General features: G+C 56.2%; 21 protein-coding genes. 7 read left to right on the top strand and 14 right to left on the bottom strand.

Translation table 11 applies throughout. The features are described from left to right. Positions 1 to 95 precede the first annotated feature (95 nt). On the top strand, positions 96 to 662 hold the full coding sequence (gene maa / locus NWP14_RS08875) for a maltose O-acetyltransferase (RefSeq protein ID WP_095094482.1): 567 nt from the start codon (positions 96 to 98) through the stop codon (positions 660 to 662). On the opposite strand, the gene NWP14_RS08870 is transcribed toward maa, so the two are convergent. Then, complete coding sequence (locus NWP14_RS08870) at positions 631 to 771, bottom strand: hypothetical protein (RefSeq protein ID WP_370525524.1); 141 nt, start codon at positions 769 to 771, stop codon at positions 631 to 633. The genes maa and NWP14_RS08870 overlap by 32 nt on opposite strands. Between NWP14_RS08870 and NWP14_RS08865 the strand changes: the two genes are divergently transcribed. Beyond that, positions 761 to 1231, top strand: coding sequence for a YlaC family protein (locus NWP14_RS08865; RefSeq protein ID WP_095094480.1), 471 nt, complete (start codon positions 761 to 763; stop codon positions 1229 to 1231). The two genes, NWP14_RS08870 and NWP14_RS08865, sit on opposite strands and share 11 nt — an antisense overlap. Here NWP14_RS08865 and NWP14_RS08860 read toward each other — a convergent pair. Continuing rightward, positions 1200 to 2657, bottom strand: a complete 1458-nt coding sequence (locus tag NWP14_RS08860) for a PLP-dependent aminotransferase family protein (protein ID WP_375215193.1) — start codon at positions 2655 to 2657, stop codon at positions 1200 to 1202. The genes NWP14_RS08865 and NWP14_RS08860 overlap by 32 nt on opposite strands. A 101-nt stretch (positions 2658 to 2758) precedes the next feature. Here NWP14_RS08860 and NWP14_RS08855 point away from each other — a divergent pair, with 101 nt between their 5' ends. Continuing rightward, on the top strand, positions 2759 to 3469 hold the full coding sequence (locus NWP14_RS08855) for a GNAT family protein (RefSeq protein ID WP_331834177.1): 711 nt from the start codon (positions 2759 to 2761) through the stop codon (positions 3467 to 3469). On the opposite strand, the gene ykgO is transcribed toward NWP14_RS08855, so the two are convergent. The 3 genes from ykgO to NWP14_RS08840 all read right to left on the bottom strand — a co-directional run bounded on the left by ykgO (position 3466) and on the right by NWP14_RS08840 (position 5061). Continuing rightward, positions 3466 to 3606 carry a type B 50S ribosomal protein L36 gene (gene ykgO, locus NWP14_RS08850; protein WP_003859006.1) on the bottom strand — a complete coding sequence of 47 codons (141 nt, stop codon included), beginning with the start codon at positions 3604 to 3606 and terminating at the stop codon, positions 3466 to 3468. The genes NWP14_RS08855 and ykgO overlap by 4 nt on opposite strands. After that, the gene (locus tag NWP14_RS08845; RefSeq protein ID WP_095094474.1) at positions 3606 to 3869 is read right to left on the bottom strand and encodes a type B 50S ribosomal protein L31; all 264 of its coding nucleotides are present in this window, start codon (positions 3867 to 3869) and stop codon (positions 3606 to 3608) included. The genes ykgO and NWP14_RS08845 overlap by 1 nt, the downstream gene beginning before the upstream one ends. A 118-nt stretch (positions 3870 to 3987) precedes the next feature. Then, the gene (locus NWP14_RS08840; RefSeq protein WP_331834176.1) at positions 3988 to 5061 is read right to left on the bottom strand and encodes a LacI family DNA-binding transcriptional regulator; all 1074 of its coding nucleotides are present in this window, start codon (positions 5059 to 5061) and stop codon (positions 3988 to 3990) included. A 269-nt stretch (positions 5062 to 5330) separates the two neighbouring features. Between NWP14_RS08840 and NWP14_RS08835 the strand changes: the two genes are divergently transcribed. Continuing rightward, the gene (locus tag NWP14_RS08835) at positions 5331 to 6602 is read left to right on the top strand and encodes a maltoporin (protein WP_375215192.1); all 1272 of its coding nucleotides are present in this window, start codon (positions 5331 to 5333) and stop codon (positions 6600 to 6602) included. Between the two features lie 220 nt (positions 6603 to 6822). On the opposite strand, the gene NWP14_RS08830 is transcribed toward NWP14_RS08835, so the two are convergent. The 6 genes from NWP14_RS08830 to NWP14_RS08805 all read right to left on the bottom strand — a co-directional run bounded on the left by NWP14_RS08830 (position 6823) and on the right by NWP14_RS08805 (position 14137). After that, complete coding sequence (locus tag NWP14_RS08830) at positions 6823 to 7137, bottom strand: glucose PTS transporter subunit EIIB (protein WP_095094468.1); 315 nt, start codon at positions 7135 to 7137, stop codon at positions 6823 to 6825. A gap of 68 nt (positions 7138 to 7205) precedes the next feature. Then, positions 7206 to 9263, bottom strand: a complete 2058-nt coding sequence (locus tag NWP14_RS08825; RefSeq protein WP_375215191.1) for a beta-galactosidase — start codon at positions 9261 to 9263, stop codon at positions 7206 to 7208. Positions 9264 to 9393: 130 nt separating this feature from the next. Further along, positions 9394 to 10596 carry an arabinogalactan endo-beta-1,4-galactanase gene (locus NWP14_RS08820; protein ID WP_375215190.1) on the bottom strand — a complete coding sequence of 401 codons (1203 nt, stop codon included), beginning with the start codon at positions 10594 to 10596 and terminating at the stop codon, positions 9394 to 9396. 4 nt (positions 10597 to 10600) lie between these two features. Then, on the bottom strand, positions 10601 to 11452 hold the full coding sequence (locus NWP14_RS08815) for a sugar ABC transporter permease (RefSeq protein WP_041144345.1): 852 nt from the start codon (positions 11450 to 11452) through the stop codon (positions 10601 to 10603). Between the two features lie 10 nt (positions 11453 to 11462). Beyond that, complete coding sequence (locus NWP14_RS08810; RefSeq protein ID WP_045854241.1) at positions 11463 to 12770, bottom strand: carbohydrate ABC transporter permease; 1308 nt, start codon at positions 12768 to 12770, stop codon at positions 11463 to 11465. Positions 12771 to 12904: 134 nt separating this feature from the next. Further along, a complete protein-coding gene (locus tag NWP14_RS08805) occupies positions 12905 to 14137 on the bottom strand; it encodes an extracellular solute-binding protein (protein ID WP_331834173.1) in 1233 nt (410 codons plus the stop codon). 354 nt (positions 14138 to 14491) lie between these two features. Between NWP14_RS08805 and NWP14_RS08800 the strand changes: the two genes are divergently transcribed. Together NWP14_RS08800 and NWP14_RS08795 are read left to right on the top strand one after the other, a co-directional pair. Further along, positions 14492 to 15601 (top strand): ABC transporter ATP-binding protein, encoded by a 1110-nt coding sequence (locus NWP14_RS08800; protein ID WP_095094462.1) that lies wholly within the window; start codon positions 14492 to 14494, stop codon positions 15599 to 15601. Between the two features lie 265 nt (positions 15602 to 15866). Continuing rightward, positions 15867 to 17426, top strand: coding sequence for an EAL domain-containing protein (locus NWP14_RS08795; RefSeq protein WP_331834171.1), 1560 nt, complete (start codon positions 15867 to 15869; stop codon positions 17424 to 17426). A gap of 42 nt (positions 17427 to 17468) precedes the next feature. Here NWP14_RS08795 and NWP14_RS08790 read toward each other — a convergent pair whose 3' ends face one another. Next, on the bottom strand, positions 17469 to 17741 hold the full coding sequence (locus tag NWP14_RS08790; RefSeq protein WP_095094458.1) for a metal-sensing transcriptional repressor: 273 nt from the start codon (positions 17739 to 17741) through the stop codon (positions 17469 to 17471). Positions 17742 to 17906: 165 nt separating this feature from the next. Between NWP14_RS08790 and NWP14_RS08785 the strand changes: the two genes are divergently transcribed. Beyond that, the gene (locus tag NWP14_RS08785) at positions 17907 to 18737 is read left to right on the top strand and encodes a nickel/cobalt efflux protein RcnA (protein WP_375215189.1); all 831 of its coding nucleotides are present in this window, start codon (positions 17907 to 17909) and stop codon (positions 18735 to 18737) included. A gap of 56 nt (positions 18738 to 18793) precedes the next feature. Here the strand turns inward: NWP14_RS08785 and NWP14_RS08780 are convergent, their stop codons facing one another. Next, entirely contained in the window at positions 18794 to 19147 is a 354-nt protein-coding gene (locus NWP14_RS08780; protein ID WP_375215188.1) for a DUF1428 domain-containing protein, read from the bottom strand. 92 nt (positions 19148 to 19239) lie between these two features. Continuing rightward, positions 19240 to 19854 carry a YitT family protein gene (locus NWP14_RS08775; protein ID WP_375215187.1) on the bottom strand — a complete coding sequence of 205 codons (615 nt, stop codon included), beginning with the start codon at positions 19852 to 19854 and terminating at the stop codon, positions 19240 to 19242. Positions 19855 to 19873 lie beyond the last annotated feature (19 nt).

Here is a 19873-nt window from a genome sequence, read left to right as displayed (position 1 = left end):
TATTTGTGATATTACTCGCATAAATAGCCAAACGGCGTATCTGAAACCGGTTTCTTTTTTATACTGTGGCCCACCCGCTATTTGAGGAAAGCCCCATGAGTGAAGAGAAGCTTAAGATGATCGCCGGAGAGTTGTATCAGCCCGGAGATGCTACGCTACGAGCGGACCGCCTGCATGCCAGGCAGGAGCTGCATCGCTACAACCATTCGGCGCCGGACGAACGTGAGCTACGCAAAAACTGTCTGACAGCGTTATTTGGTCAGGCGGGCGATGCCTATATTGAGCCAACCTTCCGCTGTGATTATGGTTACAATATTTATCTCGGCAGTAATTTCTACGCTAATTTTGACTGCGTCATGCTCGACGTCTGCCCGATACGGATCGGCGATAACTGCATGTTGGCACCCGGCGTACATATCTATACCGCCACTCACCCTCTGGATGCGGTCGAACGCAACAGCGGTAGGGAGTATGGCAAACCGGTAACCATCGGTAATAACGTCTGGATTGGCGGCCGCGCCGTGATTAACCCAGGCGTGAAGATTGGCGACAACGCCGTCATTGCCTCCGGGGCCGTGGTAGTAAAAGACGTTCCGCCGAATGCGGTGGTTGGCGGCAATCCCGCGCAAATCATCCGGATGCTGGCGGCGGAAAAAGAGTAACTGTTATGCTTTTCCGCAACTGATCTGTTACTTTTCCATCTGATTCCCGCAACATAAAATAGCCTTCAGGCTGGGCCTTAGTAGAATTCGGGGACAAAATGACAGAAATACAGCAACTGCTGACCAACACCATTGATGAGCTCAATGTGAAAGAGAAGCGCGACAACCGTCCGCGCTTCAGCATCAGTTTTATTCGCAATCATCCGTGGCTGTTCGTCGCGATGTACGCCGCCTTTGCTGCGACCTTCGTCGTCATGTTCACCTCAGAGACGCTGGTGGATTCCGTGTGGCTGCTGGTGGTGCTGTTTGTCCTGCTGAACGGCTTCTTTTTCTTTGACGTCTATCCGCGCTACCGCTACGAAGATATCGACGTCCTGGACTTTCGCGTCTGCTACAACGGCGAATGGTACAACACCCGCTTCGTACCGCCTCAGCTGATCGAGCGGATCCTGCAGTCGCCGCGCGTAGCGGGCGAGCAGAAAACGCAGCTGCAAAAAATGATTGCTACCAAAGGGGAGCTGTCGTTCTACGATGTCTTCAGCCTGACCCGCGTCGGTACTGCCGGATAAGGCGATTTAACGTCCGCAGCGCAGGGCCAAAATGCGAAGCGGACGTATTGCCATACCCCAGCACCAGCCCGCTTCGCGCGCGCTGCGCATCCAGATAGAAGCGGCTTAATGCCGCAGGGGCCTGCTGAAACCGGCGGGCCTGCTCAACCACCGCCTCATCATCAATACCCTCAATGGCGACCGTCAGATGCAGCCCGCCCTCGCCGCCGAGGATGTCACAAGGCTGCGTCAGCTCCCTGACCAAGGCTTCGCGCAGCTGCAGCCGGCGCTTTCGATACAAACGGCGCATTGCGGCCAGATGACGGGCATAGTGACCCTCTTCGATGAATAGCGCCAGCGCCCGCTGTTCAGCGCGATGGCCGCCCCGCAGCAGCGCGCCAACCACGCCCTGGGCCGCAGCAGCCAGCGCCGGCGGCATGACGACAAAGCCAATGCGCAGCGCCGGGAACAGCGTTTTGCTGAACGTCCCGAGATAGACTACCGGCGCGTTTTTTATCATCCCCAGCATCGCCGGGATCGGCTCACCGCTGTAGCGAAACTCGCTATCGTAATCATCTTCCACGATCCAGGCATTATGCTGGCGCGCATACTCCAGCAGCGCCAGACGTCGCCCGGCGCTCATCACCGCTCCGCACGGATACTGGTGCGAAGGCGAAGTGAAAATCAGCCTCGGCGTTTCGCCCTCACCCACCTCAGGACGCATTCCTTCGCTATCGACCGCCATCCCCTTCACCCGCAGCCCGGCCTTGAGAAACACGCTTTTTGCGCCTAAATACCCCGGCTCCTCCACCCAGGCGGTATCGCCGGCAACGCTCAGCAGGTGGGTACACAAATTCACGCCCTCAAGCGCGCCTTCGGTAATGACAATCTGCCGGGCATCGCAGCGAATCCCGCGCGACAGGGCCAGATGGCGAACGATAGCCTGCCGCAGCGCCAGCTCCCCGGCCGCATCGCCGTAGCCCAACAGCGTACTGCCCTCCTCGCGCAGGACGCGATCGAGCAGACGTCGCCAGATGGAGAGAGGGAAGTAGTTAATCGCCGGCGTGCCGGGAGTAAAGGCCAGCGCCGGAGAATCGCGCCGGGTGCCAGCCGGGAGCGCCAGCAGCCGCTCCGGCAGAGCTATCGCGGGTACCGCGGCTTCGCTCTCCTGAGACGATCTCAGAGTCGCGACGTGCGTCCCCTGCCGGCTACGTAGCAAATAGCCCTCCATCGCCAGCTGTTCCAGCGCCGCGTTAATCGTATTGCGCGAGAGATTGAGCCATGTGGCGATAGCCCGTGAACCCGGCAGACGGCTGCCTCCAGCCAGAGTCCCCTGCAAAATGGCGCCACGCAGCGCGTGATACAGCGTCCGCTGCAGCGTCTCATCTCCCCTGTCGCGCAGGGCGTGTTCAAGTAAAGTGAAAAAGGCATCGTCAGGGATATTCATTCCGGCTCCTCGTGGCACCATGAAAATATAATTCAATGGCACTTTTTATGGAACCAGCAAGACCTTAGTCTCAGCGTATCTGTCCATACAAGGAAAGCTTAATGAACCAGCACAACCACTTCGGTCAACCCGTTGGCGATGCCCTGCCCGACTGGCAGCCACGCCCCTATCCGCAGCGGCAAACCCTGCAAGGGCGCCTGTGTTATCTGGAGCCGTTGGCCGGGAAACACGCGGAGGCGTTGTTCGCTGCCCATCAGCTGGCGCCGGATACGCGCAGCTGGACCTGGCTGCTGCGCGAGCCTGATAGCAGCGTCGAAGAGTTTAGCGCATGGGTAGCCGGCCTGACCGGGCTTAGCGACCCAATTCATTTTGCGGTGATCGATCGCCAGACCCGGCAGCCGGTCGGCTCACTGGCGCTGATGAGAATTGATGCAAACAACGGCGTTGTCGAGGTGGGTCACGTGCATTTTTCGCCGCTGCTTAGCCGAACGGCAATGGCCACCGAAGCGCACTGGCTGCTGATGCGCTACGTGTTTGATACCCTCGGCTATCGCCGCTACGAATGGAAATGCAACAGTCTGAACGAACCTTCGCGTCGGGCGGCGCAGCGGCTAGGTTTTCATTATGAGGGGCGCTTTCGCCAGGCGCTGGTGATAAAGGGCCACAACCGGGATACCGACTGGTTTTCCATTATCGATGCCGAGTGGCCGCAGATTGATAGCGCCATGCAGAAATGGCTGGCCAGCGACAATTTCAGCGCCGATGGCCAGCAGATCCGTACGCTGGAGAGCCTTCGCCCCGAGGTACGCTAGCGTCTTTTTTTGCGCCCCTGCACGGCCTTAAAGCGGGGGTTGCTTTTGCAGATGACGTACAGCCGACCTTTGCGTTTGACTATCTGGCAATCCGGATGGCGCTGTTTAGCGCTGCGTAATGAATTAAGCACCTGCATTATTCGCTCCTTTTCGCATCAATAAAGCTGCCGAAACGCTTGCGGAAACGGGCGGTGCTCCCCTCATTGGAGAAGGTTTTCTGCTTACCGGTGTAATACGGATGCGATTTGGAGGAAACCTCAATCGCCACGTAGGGATAGGTCACCCCTTCCAGATCAATCTCGCGCTCGGTTTTTATCGTCGAACCCACTTTAAAATATTCATTAGCGCTGGTGTCGTGAAACACAACGGTGCGGTAATGAGGATGAATATTAGCTTTCATGATAACCTCATCAGATATGTTATAACATAACGATAAGGTTACGCCGCTAAAGAACAAAGATCAACCATGAACAGAAAAGGGATTTAGGCGGCGGGCTGCAGCGCCCGTCCGCCGGCTATCAGGGATTCAGCTGATGGGCAAGCGCGCGCAGCTGCTCGGCGATGGCCTGCAGGTCCTTCCCCTGCTCTATTTTGGGCCCGGTAGAGTGACGCACAACCAGCCGCGCCGGGAGGATGGAAGAGGTGTGCAGCTTTTCGCTATCGCCGCTGTCCAGAATGCGGCGCACGGCCTCTTTTCCCTGTAAATCGAGATCCAATGAAACCGTCGTCAGCGCCGGATAGAAGAAGGAGCTTTCATAGGTATCGTCATAGCCAATGACCGACTTCTCACCGGGAATCGGCACCTGATGCTGATGGAAAGCGCTCAATACTCCCAGCGCCATCTGGTCGTTGCCGACCAGCACCGCGCTAAATTTCGGCGTCTCGCGCAGCATCTGTAAAGCCCCGGCGTAGCCGCTTTGCGCATCCCAGTTGCCGCGGATCACCGTTACCGGCTGCAGACCATAGCCCTCCAGGGTTTCAAGCCAGCTTTTCAGCCGCAGTTTGGCCGATACGGAGCTTTCCGGGCCGGCCAGCAGCGCAATCTCACGGTGGCCCATCTCATAGAGATACTTCACGCTCGCCCGGGTGCCGTCGGCCGGATTAAACGAAACGTTAAACACGGAGCTATAGGGGTCGACATCTAAAAACAAACACACGATATCGTCATTGTCAGCGGCGATTTTCTGCGCCTGTTCGGTCTCCAGAGGGACGTTAATAATCACCTTGTTTACCAGCTGAGACTTCAGCTCGTTGATCGAATCCTGGATACTTTGGTTGACGCTCTCATCAATCATTGAGATGAGCACCTGATATCCTTCAACATTAGCGTAGCGTTTTACCGCCGCCGCCACCTGCGAAGGCGCATGTAGCGCGAGCGAAATCGTCACCAGACCCACGGTCCGACTTTGCTTACCCACCAGCTGCTGAGCAAGGCGATTTGGCACATAGCGCAGCAGCTCAATGGATTTCTCCACCTTATGGCGCGTGGCTTCGGATACATTGGCAGATTTATTCAGTACCCTGGACACCGTCTGATAAGAGACCCCCGCATGGCGAGCGACATCTTCTAAGGTTGCACTTTTAGACTTCATGGTCCGGTTCCTTATGTTGTTATCCCTGGATTGTAACAGGGGCTATTTGAAAAAACGCTCCCCGCAACGTTTCCTGGCGAAAAACCACTTATAAAAGTATTACGCTCACAATACATCAAATTGTGAATGGACTCACCGACCGTAACAAAATACGCGGTTTTATTTGCAGTTAGTCACACTATCGCGATCATTGATTTGCCTGAAATTACGTTTAGGCATTTTATGACATCGTTAATGTGAACGTAATACAAAACAATAAGAGGATAGACATGAACACTACGCTGCGCACCGTCTCTGCTGCGTTAACCGCCGCGCTAATTTCACCTTCCGTAATGGCGGCCTCCGCTACGGTTCCGGGTATCGATTTTCATGGTTACATGCGCGCCGGAGTTGGGGTCTCCGGTGATGGAAGTCTCGCCGAATGGCAAAAAAATAAAATCGGCCGCCTGGGTAACGAATCCGATACCTACGGCGAGCTGGAGCTCGGCTCGGAAGTCTATAAAAAGGACGACGTCAGCTTCTACCTTGATAGCATGGTCAGCATGGTGTCAGACGGTTCCAACGACAGCGAAACCACGCTTAACGATGATGCGCAGTTTGGCCTGCGTCAGCTAAATCTGCAGATTAAAGGTCTGGTCCCGGGCGACCCGAACGCGGTGATATGGGGTGGTAAACGCTATTACCAGCGCCACGATCTGCACATCATTGATACCAAATACTGGAATATTTCCGGCTCCGGCGCCGGACTCGAAAACTACACCCTGGGCCCAGGCGCGGTCTCATTTGCGTGGATCCGCGGCGACGCTAACGACGTCGACTACCGCGTCGATGGCGACAGCAACGTCAATATTAACTACCTCGATCTGCGCTACGCCGGCTGGAAGCCGTGGTCCGGCTCGTGGACCGAATTCGGTATCGACTATGCCATGCCGAACACCACCAAGAAGCAGGACAGCTACGGCGGCCTGTACGATGCTGAAAACGGCGTCATGCTGACCGGTGAGATAAGCCAGGATATGCTGGGCGGTTATAACAAACTGGTGCTGCAGTACGCCAATAAAGGGCTGGCGCAAAATATGGTCTCCCAGGGCGGCGGCTGGTACGACATGTGGAACTACGTCAACGACGCCAGCGGCTATCGCGTCATCAATACCGGCCTGATCCCGATTACCGAGAAGTTCTCCATTAACCACGTTCTGACCTGGGGCTCCGCCGACGACATTACCGACTACACCAATAAAACGCGGCTGCTTTCCCTCGTGGCCCGCGGACAGTATCAGTTTACTGAATACGTACGGCTGATCGGCGAGGTGGGCGGCTTCTACCAGAAAGATAGCTACAAGAACAATACCGATTACAAGCAGGCGGGTGAGAAATACACCATTGCGCTAGGCCTTGCCGACGGTCCTGACTTTATGTCGCGCCCGGAACTGCGTATTTTTGCCTCCTACCTGAATGATTCAGAGCACGGTAAGCCGTTTGAAGATCAGACTGCCAGCAATACGTGGAACTTCGGTGTCCAGGTCGAAGCCTGGTGGTAATAAATATCGCGTAATATCGTTTTATCTCCAGCTGTAAGGTTGTTAATTACCCTCCGGTAATGATTATTGCCATTGCTATTTTTATATCCTGAATACTTCGGGTTGCGGCACGGCGGCAGGCGCAAGAGAGTTTTAAATAGCGAATGCAGCCACTCACCTACGGCCTGAAATATGATGCGTATATTAGGGATAACTCACTATTGAGCTATCCCTTTTTTATTTACCGACGGGTGGTGAAATGGCCATCTAATAATTGACGCAGGGTATCCGACTGCTTACCAAAAATAGCATGCACCTGCTGTCCAAGAATAATAACGCCTAACGCTCCAAGCTGCTGTAAAGCCTGAGAGTCAACGACCGCCAGATTATTTACCGTGACCCGTAAGCGGGTAATACAGGCGTCAACGTTAACAATATTCTCCTCACCGCCAAAGGCGGAAATGAGGGACTGAACCTGCTGCTTTTCCATATCGCTCAGAGGAACCGTCGGACGGGGCTGGGAGAAATAGTGCAGGAAGGATTTTAAACTCACCATAATACGCTCCTGATAATAACCAGATAAAAAAAAGCCTGCTCACGGGAGCAGGCATGGGCAGAGAGGAATCAGGCTTTACGGCTGAGGATACGGCAATCCCAGGCGCTAAGGCTGAGCGGAGCGTCAGCCGCGGCGCCAGAGAGGCAGTCCCGGTAGCCCTGCGGGAGCGTCACGCTATGCTGTTGGGCGCTGTAGTTTTGCAGGAAAACGAACGTCGTTTCGCCGTCGGTACGCGCCGTTGCCACCACGCCCGGCGGGAAATCAGCGTCTACGGCCCGCGGCAGCGCCAGCTCTTTGCCGATCGAGGCGAAGAAATCGCGCTGGAAGGCCAGGTCGTTGCGCGATGCCACGTGCCAGGCCTTGCCTTTCCCAAAGCGGTTAACGGTCACCGCCGGCCGCCCGGCGTAGAAATCATCGCGATAGGTCGCCAGCGGCTGCGCGCCTTCAGCATGAATCAGTTCGCACAGATGACGCACCTGATAAGGCCCCTGCAGCCCGCTCTCATTGCCCGCCAGCCCCTGAATCAGATTACGCTCGCCGTCATTCAGGCAATCAATCTCCTCCGCCCAAATTCCCAGCAGGTTGCGCAGCGGGCCGGGGAAGCCGCCGAGGTGGCAAAGATCGCTCTCGTTGACAATCCCGGTCCAGTAGGTAGTCACCAGCTGACCGCCGCCGGCAACGAACGCTTCGGCGCGCCCGGCAAAGCCGTCGCGAACCATGTAGAGCATCGGCGCAATCACCAGTTGATAAGGGCTTAAATCGACGTCGGCATCAATGATATCCACGGCAATGCCCTGCTCCCAGAACGGCCGGTAGTGCTCGTTAACGGTATTTTCATACTCCATACCCATATTGCGCGGCCCCTGCGCATCGTCCAGCGCCCAGCGGTTTTGCTGATCGAAGATAATCGCGACTTTGGCATCGGTGCGGCAGCCCGCCACGTCCGGCAGTTGACTCAGCATCTCACCAAGCCGGGTCACTTCCCGGCCGACGCGGGTATCGAGGTGGCCGACGTGATCGATAATCGCTCCGTGGAATTTCTCCACCGAACCTCGGCTCTTGCGCCACTGGAAGTACTGCACCGAATCCGCGCCGTGGGCCACCGCCTGCAGGGAGGAGAGAATATGCATGCCCGGCTTTTTCAGCTTGCTGGTCGGCTGCCAGTTGGTTGCGCTCGGCGTCGATTCCATCAGCACAAACGGTTTGCCGCCCTTCAGGCTGCGCATCATGTCGTGATACATCGCGGTGTAGCAGGCCAGGGTCGTCTCATCTTTGTCGCGATGCCACATCGGATAGCTATCCCAGGAGATGAAATCCAGGTTTTTTGCCAGCTGCCAGTAGTCGTAATCGTAGAAATATTCCATAAAGTTAGTGGTCACTGGCAGGTCGGCATTTGCCGCTTTCAGCGGGGCAATTTCATGGCGACAAAAATCGCTAACCTGAGCGGTGTTAAACCGATGCCAGTCGAGATTGAGACCGTGGATGGACACCTCCCCTTGCGGAGCCGGAGAGGCAATCTGCGACCAGTCGCTATAGGTGTGGCTCCAGAAGGTGCTCCACCAGGCATGGTTCAGATTATCCAGAGTTTCATAACGCGCCTTCAGCCAGTCGCGGAACCGCTCCTGGCAGATGTCGCAGTGGCACTCCCCGCCATATTCGTTGGATATATGCCAGCCCAGTACCGCCGGATGCTGTGAATAGCGCTCTGCCAGCAGGCTGTTTATTTTGAACGTTTTTTCCCGATATACCGGCGAGCTCATGCAGTGATTGTGCCGCCCGCCGTGCAGCGCCGGCACGCGATCGCGCCCCACGCGCAGCACCTGCGGATAGGCCTGCGACATCCAGGCCGGCCGCGCCCCGCTCGGAGTGGCAAGAAACACGTGAATACCGGCGGCGTAGAGTTTATCCAGAATGTTATCCAGCCAGCCAAACTCAAATACGCCTTCCCGAGGTTCAAGTTTGGCCCAGCTGAAAATACCCACCGACATCACATTGCAGTTTGCCTGCTGCATCATGGCAATATCCTGGTCAATAATATCGGGATAATTTTCCCACTGTTCCGGGTTGTAGTCCGCACCATGCAATAGCGCATTAACCTTCGGACTCAAAGGCGCAAATTTTTTCATAATAAACATCCTGAAGTTTAACATTCATATATTCCCTGAATAATTTGAGCATCAAAAGGCGGACAATTAAGACCATGCCGGGAAGCCAAATTCCGCCAGCGCGTCCGAAGCTCAACACCTCTCAGGGATATTAATTAAAGACTTTCACCGACGGTAATACTTTGCCCTGGCAATCAAACAGCGCCTGGTTTTCCCGGGCGTTCCCCTGCTTCCACTCATCATGGATATATTTCATTCCCGCCGGCGTGGCCCAGGTATTTCCCGGTACGGCAATCCACGTCGGCTCCCAATAAAATATGCCCTTGCCGCGATGCCCGGGAACATCGGCGACGGCCTGCATTAAATCGTGAACATAATTATATTGTCCCTGCACCGTTGCCGGATAACCGCCGTCTTTTTCCTCTTTAGCCTGGAAACTATTTTCGGCATTATCGCAATTATCCAGCGTGTAGGCGTAAGCGGCCTCCACCACGATAACGTCTTTGTTATAGCGCCTGCTGATATCGTCCATATTGGCTTTCAGCGCGCTAATCGGGCCATTCCAGTAGGTGTACATCGACAGGCCAATGATGTCGTACGGCACGTTGCGTTTGCTGATTTCATCGAACCACCAGCGGAAGGTCTCATTTTTGGTGCCTTCAGCCAGATGGAGCATGATTTTGACCGGCTCGCCGCCCTTCAGGTTCTCCTTCAGGCCGTCGATGGCGGCGTTCAGCAGGCCGGCCAGTCGGTCAAACTCACCGCCGCCCTGCCCCCAGCTTTTGCCTTCCGGCCACAGCATGCCGCCGTTAATTTCATTACCAATCTGCACCATATCCGGCAGCACGCCCTCCTGCTTAAAGCGGGCGATGGTATCGCGGGTATAGTCGTGGATAGCCGTTTTCAGCTGCGGATAATCCATCTTTTCCCAGGCTTTTGGCTTGAACTGCTTCCCCGGGTCGGTCCAGAAATCGCTGTAATGGAAGTCGAGCAGCAGCTTCATACCCTGCGCTTTTGCCCGCTTCGCCAGCGCCAGCGTTGCCGCCAGATCGTTATCACCGCCGCCATAGCCCTGCCCCTGCGCATCTTTAGGATCGACCCACAGGCGCAGGCGCACGTAGTTAACGCCGTCGGCTTTGAGGATCGCGATGGGGTCCTGCAGCTGGTTGCTGTGGTTATAAAACTTTGCGCCGTGCTTTTCGGCATCCAGCAGGGTGGAAATATCTGCGCCTTTAATAAAGTCGGCGGGCATATTGTTAAAGGACCGCGTTTGCAGCGTATCCGCGGCATGCAAACTGGCGGAAAAACTGCATGCCAGACAAACAGCAAGCAGCGCGGGCGTTAATCTTTTCATGGGGTTATCCTTTTGTACTGCCAGAGGTCAGGCCGGAAACAAAGTATTTTTGTAATGCCAGATAGAGAATCGCTACCGGTACCGCAATCAGCACCGCGCCCGCCGCATAGGTGGTGTAGCTGGCGCCCATTTTCTGCGCCACCAGGTTATACAGGCCGATCGGCAGCGTGTATTTGTCCGGCGTGCGCAGGATGGTGCTCGATAAAATAAAGTCCCCCAGCGGGCCGGTGAACGAAAACAGCGCGACCACCGCCAGAATCGGCTTCGACAGCGGCATGATGATTTCGAAAAAGATCCGCAGGCTGCTGGCGCCGTCCATTCGTGCGGACTCGTCCAGATCTTTGGGGATCGCGTCGAGGTAGCCCTTCATCAGCCAGGTGTTCATCGGGATCATGCCGCCAACGTAGATCAGCACCAGCGCCAGATGGCTGTTGATCAGGCCCAGCAGCTGCGAGAGAACAAAGATCGCAATCAGCGCCGAAAACTGCGGGATCATCTGCAGCAGCAGGAACAGCATCAGCCCGTTCTGACGCCCTTTAAAACGGAAGCGGGAGAAGGCGTAGGCGGTGAAGCTGACGCTGATGAGGGTCAGCGCCATAGTCATGAAACTGATCTTCATCGAGTTCCAGTACCAGGTCAGATAGTTCACGTTACCGTTGAACAGATCGGCGTAGTGCTGGAACGACAGGTTCTCCGGAATAATCGAGGTGCTGAGCAGGCTGTTGCCAGCGTTCAGCGACGCCCCTACCGTCCAGACCAGCGGATAGATGATGATCGCCGACACCGCGGCGATAACCAGCCAGGTGAGCGACAGGCGAATCCACTTTTCGCGTTTAATACTGGGTGATTTAGCCATGTTGCTTCCCTTACGCCATCTCGTCATTTTTAAAGGATTTAGTGGCGCGGAACTGCCACAGCGCCAGGCCGACGACAAAAATCGACAGCAGGATGGTAATGGTCGCCGCAATGGCATATTGCGAAGACGACATCGTCAGCTTGTAGATCCACGACACCAGGATATCCGTCCCGCCGGCGTTCGAGCCCGCCACCGCAGGCCCGCCGTTGTTGAACAGGTAGATAATGTTGAAGTTGTTAAAGTTGAAGGTGTACTGGGTGATGATGATCGGCGCAATCGAGTACAGCACCAGCGGCAGCGTAATCGTCCGCAGCCGGGTCCAGGCGCTGGCGCCATCCATCGTCGCCGCCTCATACAGATCGTCGGGGATCGCCTGCAGCACGCCGGTAGTCATAGCGAAAACGAACGGGAAGCCCAGCCAGGTCTGCATCATAATCAGCGCGGTTTTAGTCCAGAACGGATCGGTCAGCCACGCCTTCGGGCTGATGCCAAAGAAGGAGAGGATCGCGTTGTTAATCACGCCGAACGAGTCGTTAAACATTCCCGCAAACACCAGAATGGTGACGAAACCCGGCACCGCCCACGGCAGGATGAAAATGGTGCGGATCATCGGCTTAAAGCGCAGGTCTTTCTGGTTCACGAGGATTGCCAGCAGAACGCCAACGGTACACTGCAGCGTGGTCGCCAGCAGGGTCCAGACCACCGTCCACTGCAGGACGTCAAAGAACGTCGAGCGCCAGATAGACAGGGTAAAGATATTAATAAAGTTCTTTAACCCCACCCAGTCCACCAGCTTCGCCGGCGGCGTGTGGTAGAGGTTGTAGTTGGTAAACGCAATCGCGAAACCAAACAAAATCGGGAAGATCACGACAAACACCAGCAGAATAAAGCCGGGAGTAATCATCAGATACGGGAAGCCGTCTTTGAGCAGCATCTGGTACTGCTTGCGAACGCTGTTTAGCGCCACGCCCTCATCGCGCTTTTTGCCGTTAACCCAGGCATCGCGCAGCGAGAGAGAGTAGACCAGCACGCCAAAAGCGACGATCAGTACGCTGATTATCCCTTCCGCCAGCAGGAAAATAGAGTTATCTCTCGGTACCTCTTCGCCCAGGGTGTACAGCCCCCACAGACCTTGATGCAGGAAGTCGTAAAAAACGCTCATAAAACTGCTCAGCAGCACGAGGAAAACCAGCCCCTTCAGCCACTGACGATGATAAAACTGGCCAAAACCCGGCACCACAGCCAGCAGCAGGCCGCACCACGCATGGCGTCCCGCGCCGCGCGCTGCGGCAATATTTTCGCTGGGATTGATAATCACACACGACTCCTTCTGAAAACGGGAGGTTCCCCGCCCGCTCTGTTACAGCGATGCCCTGAATCATTCGCGCTGCAGCACAGCGCGAATCCACGTCGCCAGCCTACGTGTCGCCTGCAGAGTGGCGAACATCGCAATTACTGGTTGCTGGCCTGCATCGCTTCAATTTGCATTTTGATCTGTTTTTCCGCGTTATCGAGCGCCGCCTGCGGCGCCTGCTTACCGGTCAGACTCAGCTCCAGCGCGGCGTTAGCCGGCCCCCAGACTTCACCCATTTCCGGGATCCCCGGCATCGCCGTGGCGCGCGCCGACTGCACCGCCACCGCGCTGGCCTTCTCATCATTTTTGATTAGCGGATCGTCAATCATCGCCTTCAGCGCCGGGATTTCACCGGTGGCGACGTAGCGGGCCTTGGCGTACTGCGGCTGGTTGATGAACTCAATAAACTGCTGCGCCAGCGCTTTGTCTTTGCTCCAGGTCGAAACCACATAGCCTTTAACGCCGAGGAAAGAGCTCATTGGCTTACCATCCGGCAGCGTCGGCAGCGGCACGACGCCGTAGTTGATCCCCGCCGCTTCGTACGGCTGGAAGGCCCACGGGCCGTTGATCACCGCCGCCGCTTTTTTCTCGGTAAACAGCGAGTCGATCGCGTTCAGGCCGTTATCGCCAAGGATCCCCGCCGGGAAGACGCTATCGCTGTAGAATTTTTTCAGAAAGGTTACCGCCTCGACGGCTCCCGGTTTATTCAAACCGACGTCCTGCGGGTTAAAGCCGCCGTTGGCGTTTTTGCCGAAGATATAGCCGCCCATCGGGCCAATCGCCCCCCAGCTGTAGTAAATCTGATCAAACTTAGCCAGCAGGCCATATTTGTTCTGCGCCCGCTGCGCCTTCGAGAAGTCATACCACGCCTGCAGGCTATCCAGCGGCTTGTCGATCAGGTCTTTGTTATAGATCAGCACCAGGGTTTCTACGGCTTTCGGTACGCCGTAGAGGACATTATCGAGGCGGAAGGCGTTAATTGATGCCGGCGTAAACACCTCTTGTTTCGCCTGATCCAGCTTCAGCGGCGACAGCAGCCCCTGAACCACGGCGCCGCCAAGCTGGTCGTTGGGGATCACCAGTACGTCAGGGCCGATACCCGCCGGACCATCGAGACGGAGCTTTTCCAGCTGCTGCGCGTAGGGCATTTCCTGCACGCTGACCTTAACGTTGTACTGTTTTTCAAAGTCGCTCACCGCGGCTTTGATGCCGTCGGATTTTTTGATGTCTTCCCAGACGTTCAGCTGTCCGGCGGCCTGCGCCTGCAGGCTAACCAGCTGCCCGGCGGCCAGCGTCGTGAGGATAAGTGCGGCAAGAGTATTCTTTTTCATTATCAACCTCATGTGAAGGTATAACAATTTATTGGTTTTTATTAATCATACTGACGTTAGTCGATGTTTACATCAGCCATTTTGTGGTGATTTATAACGGTAAAATCCGATTTTCATGATTTGTTATACGCTACGCTTTGGAGACGGATAAAACCATATAAAGCTGCCAGTTGTGTGATCGTGATTGCAGAAATGAAACATCGGTGTAGGGCTCAAAAATACTGGAAGTTATAGTCATAGCATGATTTCAGTGCTGTTGATCATCGTTCAGACGAGTTGTTACACGTAATACAAAAACCCGCTGCAACCCTAATCCCAACGGCAAATAACGACTACTAACCCCGGGGAACGTTGATGTCCAATATACGACTGAGGAATGTCACCAAACGGTTTGGCAGTACCGTGACGCTGCATCAGGTCAATCTTGATATTGAAGATGGTGAATTTGCGGTTTTCGTTGGGCCTTCCGGCTGCGGAAAATCAACCTTGCTGCGGATGATTGCCGGTCTTGAAGAGGTCAGCGATGGTGAGGTGCTGATTGGCGATGAGGTGATGAATGATGTTGTTCCCGCCCATCGCGGCGTGGCGATGGTATTCCAGTCCTATGCGCTCTATCCGCATATGACGGTAGCGGAAAACATGGGCTACGGCCTGAAGGTCAATAAGGTGCCGAAAGACGAGATTCGTCGTCAGGTTGAAATGGTGGCGAAAACCCTGCAGCTCTCGCATCTGCTGGACCGCAAACCCAAACAGCTCTCCGGCGGCCAGCGCCAGCGCGTGGCGATCGGTCGCGCCATCGTGCGCAATCCGCGGGTGTTCATGTTCGATGAACCGCTCTCTAACCTCGACGCCGAGCTGCGCGTCGAGATGCGTCTGCATATCGCCAAACTGCACCATGAGCTCAAAACTACGATGGTGTATGTCACCCACGATCAGGTTGAGGCCATGACTCTTGCCGATAAGATCGTAGTGATGAACTACGGCAAGGTTGAGCAGATGGGCTCGCCGATGTCGCTGTACTATAACCCGGTCAATAAATTCGTGGCCGGGTTTATCGGCTCGCCGAAGATGAACTTCCTGCCCGCGACGGTAACCGCATGGCAGCCGGGGCAGCTCAGCGTGAAGATGGCGCAGGACCATAACCTGACGCTGAATATCACCACCTCCCCGCTACGGCCCGGCGATAGCGTCACGTTAGGGATCCGTCCTGAGCATCTGTCGACCGATATTCACAGCGGAACGGTCGTCAGCTTCCAGTGCGAAGTCGTTGAACGGCTGGGGAACAACACCTATCTGTTTGGTCAGTGCTACGGTCACGATAATGTCAAAATCCTGCTCCCCGGCGACGTGCACTTTCGCCCGTGGCAGAAAATCGACGTCGCCTTCGACGACGGCTTCTGTATGGTCTTTGATGAAAATGACCTGCGCATCAGCGCCGATATTGCCGCCCCGGACGCCCACTAGACCTTCATGATGAGCAACATCTCGCTGTCACGATCGTCGATTAAGCTGTTACGGAATGCTTAACGCTAGCGCGGAAGGCATTCCAGCCCTCGTTTTTTCCGCGCGTTCAACGTGTTGAACGCTGCGGATCGTCCATCTTAGCCCGATATCGGCGGCATCTTCCGGTTCGGGCATTTTTTACATCCAATAATAATTCACCTCCGCCGTAACCTTTTTACGCTATCGGGTATACTCATCGAACCCCCTCTGACATAAGGATATTCTCATGACGACCCGACATCTGGTGAGTCTGGTTACGGGGGTGCTGATTCTCGCCATTATTTTACCCACCGGGCTGAGCATCTGGCTGGCAACGAGTCAGGCAAAAACGCAGTTTTATAGCGAACTGGATAACTACTCCAAACGCGTTTTAATGCGGGTTCAGCAGGTTGCCGATCGGGCGAAAGAGGCCCTGCAGGAAGCAGAGGCCATTCCCTACGCCTCGTGCAGCCCGCAGCATTTACAGGCGATGCGGCGTATTGCTTATACCCATCGCTACGTGCAGGAAGTGCTGTGGCTGCATAATTCAGTCCCGCAGTGCTCTTCTCTTGAAGACCACAGCGCCCCGGTCAAATTTCCCGAGCCCGATAGCATCACCTCCGACGGCTATCGCGCCTGGCTGACATCCCTCAACGATCTGGGCATGCAGCGCCGGATGACGGCGCTGGGCAGCGATAATCATATGGTGATGATAGATCCCGCGTCGTTTATCGACGTCGTCCAGCTTAGTCCGGATAAGATCCACACCGTTTTATTTGGCACCCGGCGCGAACAGGCGATCGTCAGTAGCGAAAAGATCGATCCGCTAATCTGGGAGAAAATCAAAAACCAGAATGCCAAAACGCTGGCCCTCGACAATACCGTTTTCCGCATTCACCGCATACCGGAGCTGGGCCTGGGGATCGCGACCTGGTCTTCAACCCTGCCGCTGCAGGAGCGATGGCGGCATCTGCTGCTGCTGTGGGTGCCCATCGGCCTGTTCACCAGCCTGCTGGCCTCGTTTTTAATTCTGCGGCTGCTGCGTCGGCTGCGCTCGCCGCGCTATGGGATGCTGGATGCCCTGAACTCCAGCGCCATCCAGGTCTACTATCAGCCGATTGTCTCGCTGCAGACGGGAAAAATCACCGGAGCTGAAGCGCTGGCGCGCTGGAGGCAGCCCGACGGCAGCTTTCTGTCGCCGGATATTTTTATCCCGCTCGCCGAGCAAACGGGGCTTATTACCCGCTTAACTGAGGATATCGTCCGAACAATATTTGCTGACCTCGGCCCCTGGCTGCGACAGCGCCCGGAGGTCCATATTTCGATTAATCTGTCAGTTGATGATTTGCGCTCGCCAAAGCTGCCGATGCTTCTGCGCGAACAGCTTGAGCACTGGAATATCGCCGCACAGCAGATCATTTTGGAAATTACCGAGCGCGGTTTCGTTGACCCGCAAACCACTCTCCCGGTGATCGCGAGCTACCGTCGGGAGGGGCACCGCATCTCCATTGATGATTTCGGCACCGGCTACTCCAGCCTGAGCTACCTGCAGCAGCTGGACGTCGATACCCTGAAAATCGATAAATCGTTCGTTGATACTCTGGAGTATAAACCGCTGACGCCGCATATCATCGAGATGGCAAAAGCGCTAAATCTGGCGACCGTCGCGGAGGGCGTGGAAACCGAACGCCAGCGCGACTGGCTGCGCGATCACGGTGTGATGTACGCCCAGGGCTGGCTATACAGCAAAGCGCTGGCGAAAGAGGAATTTATTCTGTGGGCGGAAAACAACCTCAAGGCATCCTGAGCGCCGCCCGGATCGCGTCGGTACGGCGCCAAGGGCTGACGGCTACTTCAGATAGGATTTAATCACCTGCATCACCACTTCAAGATCGGCCTCGCGCTGCAGCTCTTCCGGCTCTTTGACCACATGATCGGTCAGATGCCCCTGAATCACCTGCAGCATCATGCCGTTCACCGCCCCGCGGATTGCCGCCAGCTGCTGCAGCACTTCCCCGCACTCATGCTCGCGATTAAGCATCTTTTCCAGGGCGCTGCTTTGCCCCTGAATTTTCTTCAGCCGGGTTAATAACATCTTCTTATGTCGAACCGTGTGTGACATGAGGCAATCCACCGTTTAAGTCTGTCTGCTGCGGCGCCAGGGGCCGGCATTCGTAATGCGACCAGCATAGCACGCCCTTCCCTTTGAGCGTATTTATCTACTGGGGGGTAGTATTAGTATACATGGGGGGAGTAGTATGCGATCACTTTCAACGAGGATCGCGACATGAACGATTTCAGCTCTCTTCTGCACCAGGGCAACGCCTGGCTCTTTATTCCCAGCGCGATTCTGCTGGGCGCTCTGCACGGCCTCGAGCCGGGGCATTCTAAAACGATGATGGCCGCCTTTATCGTGGCGGTGCGCGGTACGCTAAAGCAGGCGATCCTGCTGGGGCTGGCGGCAACGGTGTCGCACACGGCGGTGGTCTGGCTGGTGGCGATGGCCGGGCTTTGGTTTGGTCGCGGCTGGGATGCGCGGACCTCGGAGCCCTGGTTTCAGCTGATCTCCGGGATCGTTATTGTGCTCATCGCCTGCTGGATGCTGCGGCGCACCTGGCATGAATCGCGGGCGCATCGCGATAGCGACCATCATGACCATCATGACCATCAGCACGAACACGAGCATCATCATGCGCATAGCCACGACGATCGCCATCACCACCATCAGCTGGTGGACAGCGGCTGGCAGGATGCCCACCAGCAGGCGCACGCGCTGGAGATCAATCGTCGCTTTGACGGCCAGCGGGTAACAACCGGGCAGATCGTTATCTTTGGCCTGACCGGCGGGCTTATCCCGTGTCCGGCATCAATAACCGTGCTGCTAATTTGCCTGCAGCTGAAGCAGTTTTCGCTGGGGGCCACGCTGGTACTGGGCTTTAGCGTTGGGCTGGCGCTGACGCTGGTCATATCCGGCGCTATCGCGGCGCTCAGCCTGAAGCATGTTACCCAGCGCTGGCCCGCTCTCAACGATCTGTCGCGCAAGGCTCCGTGGATCTCCGGCGCGCTGATTATCGCGGTGGGGCTGTATATGATGCTGCACGGCTGGAGCAGCCTGTAGCCCGGCTACCGCCATCCCCTGCACCGGGGGGCGGCGGGGATGGGGATGCTGGCAGATTATTCATCGAGAAGCGGCGCAAAGCCGCCGAAGATCATGCGCTGGCCGTCAAAGGGCATACTCTCTCCCAGCGCCTTCATCCGCGGGTCCGTCATCAGCTTTGCGTTGGCGGCATCCCTCGTCTCTTTCGACGGATATTCGATCCAGCTGAATACCACCTCTTCATCGTCCTCGGCTTTTACCGCCATCCGAAAGTCGGTGAACTTGCCTTGCGGAACGTCGTCCGCCCAGCACTCCACTACGCGCAGTGCGCCAAACTCTCTGAACAGTGACGCGGCCTTCGCTGCCATCTCGCGGTATGCCTCCTTATTTTCCACGGGCACGGCAACGACAAAACCATCAACGTACTTCATGAGCGTTATCTCCGAAGTGAGCAGCGCAGCCGGCAAACCCGGCGACATTTGCAGCGTTAAGTTTAGTTCTCATCACCGGCGACGGCATAAAATCAGGATGCGGCTTCGCGGCTGTCGGCAATGGACTGCGGAGCGACGGGCTGACGGAACCAGGGCAAACAGAGCTGAATAAGCGGCCCGATGGTCAGCGCATACAGCACGGTGCCGATGCCAAAGGTGCCTCCAGCCATCCAGCCAATGAGCAGTACCGATACCTCGATGGCGGTGCGGATCCCGCGCAGCGACCAGCCGGTACGGGCATGCAGGCCGGTCATCAGACCGTCGCGCGGCCCGGGGCCAAATCCGGCGCCAATATACATACCGGTTGCGAGGGCGTTGAGGACCACCGCCCCGACCAGCATCAGGCTGCGCACCACGACCGATTCCAGCGGCGGCAAAACCGCCAGGGTCGCATTTGCCGCCAGGCCCAGCACGATCACATTACTGATGGTTCCCAGCCCGGGCATCTGGCGCAGGGGGATCCACAGCAGCAGGACCGCCGCGCCGGTCAGGATCATGACCGTGCCAAAATCCAGGCCAAACTGCTTACCCATGCCCAGATGAAAAACATCCCACGGGTCGGCTCCGAGATTGGCGTGCACAAAGAGCGCGGTCGACACGCCGTACAGGACAAGACCGATATAGAGCTGCAGTAGACGACGTAACATTTTTTACCTCTGGATGATT

The organism is Klebsiella sp. C349492 (assembly GCF_042055345.1).
GTDB lineage: Bacteria > Pseudomonadota > Gammaproteobacteria > Enterobacterales > Enterobacteriaceae > Klebsiella > Klebsiella scottii.
This window is presented reverse-complemented; position numbering and strand designations above follow the sequence as displayed.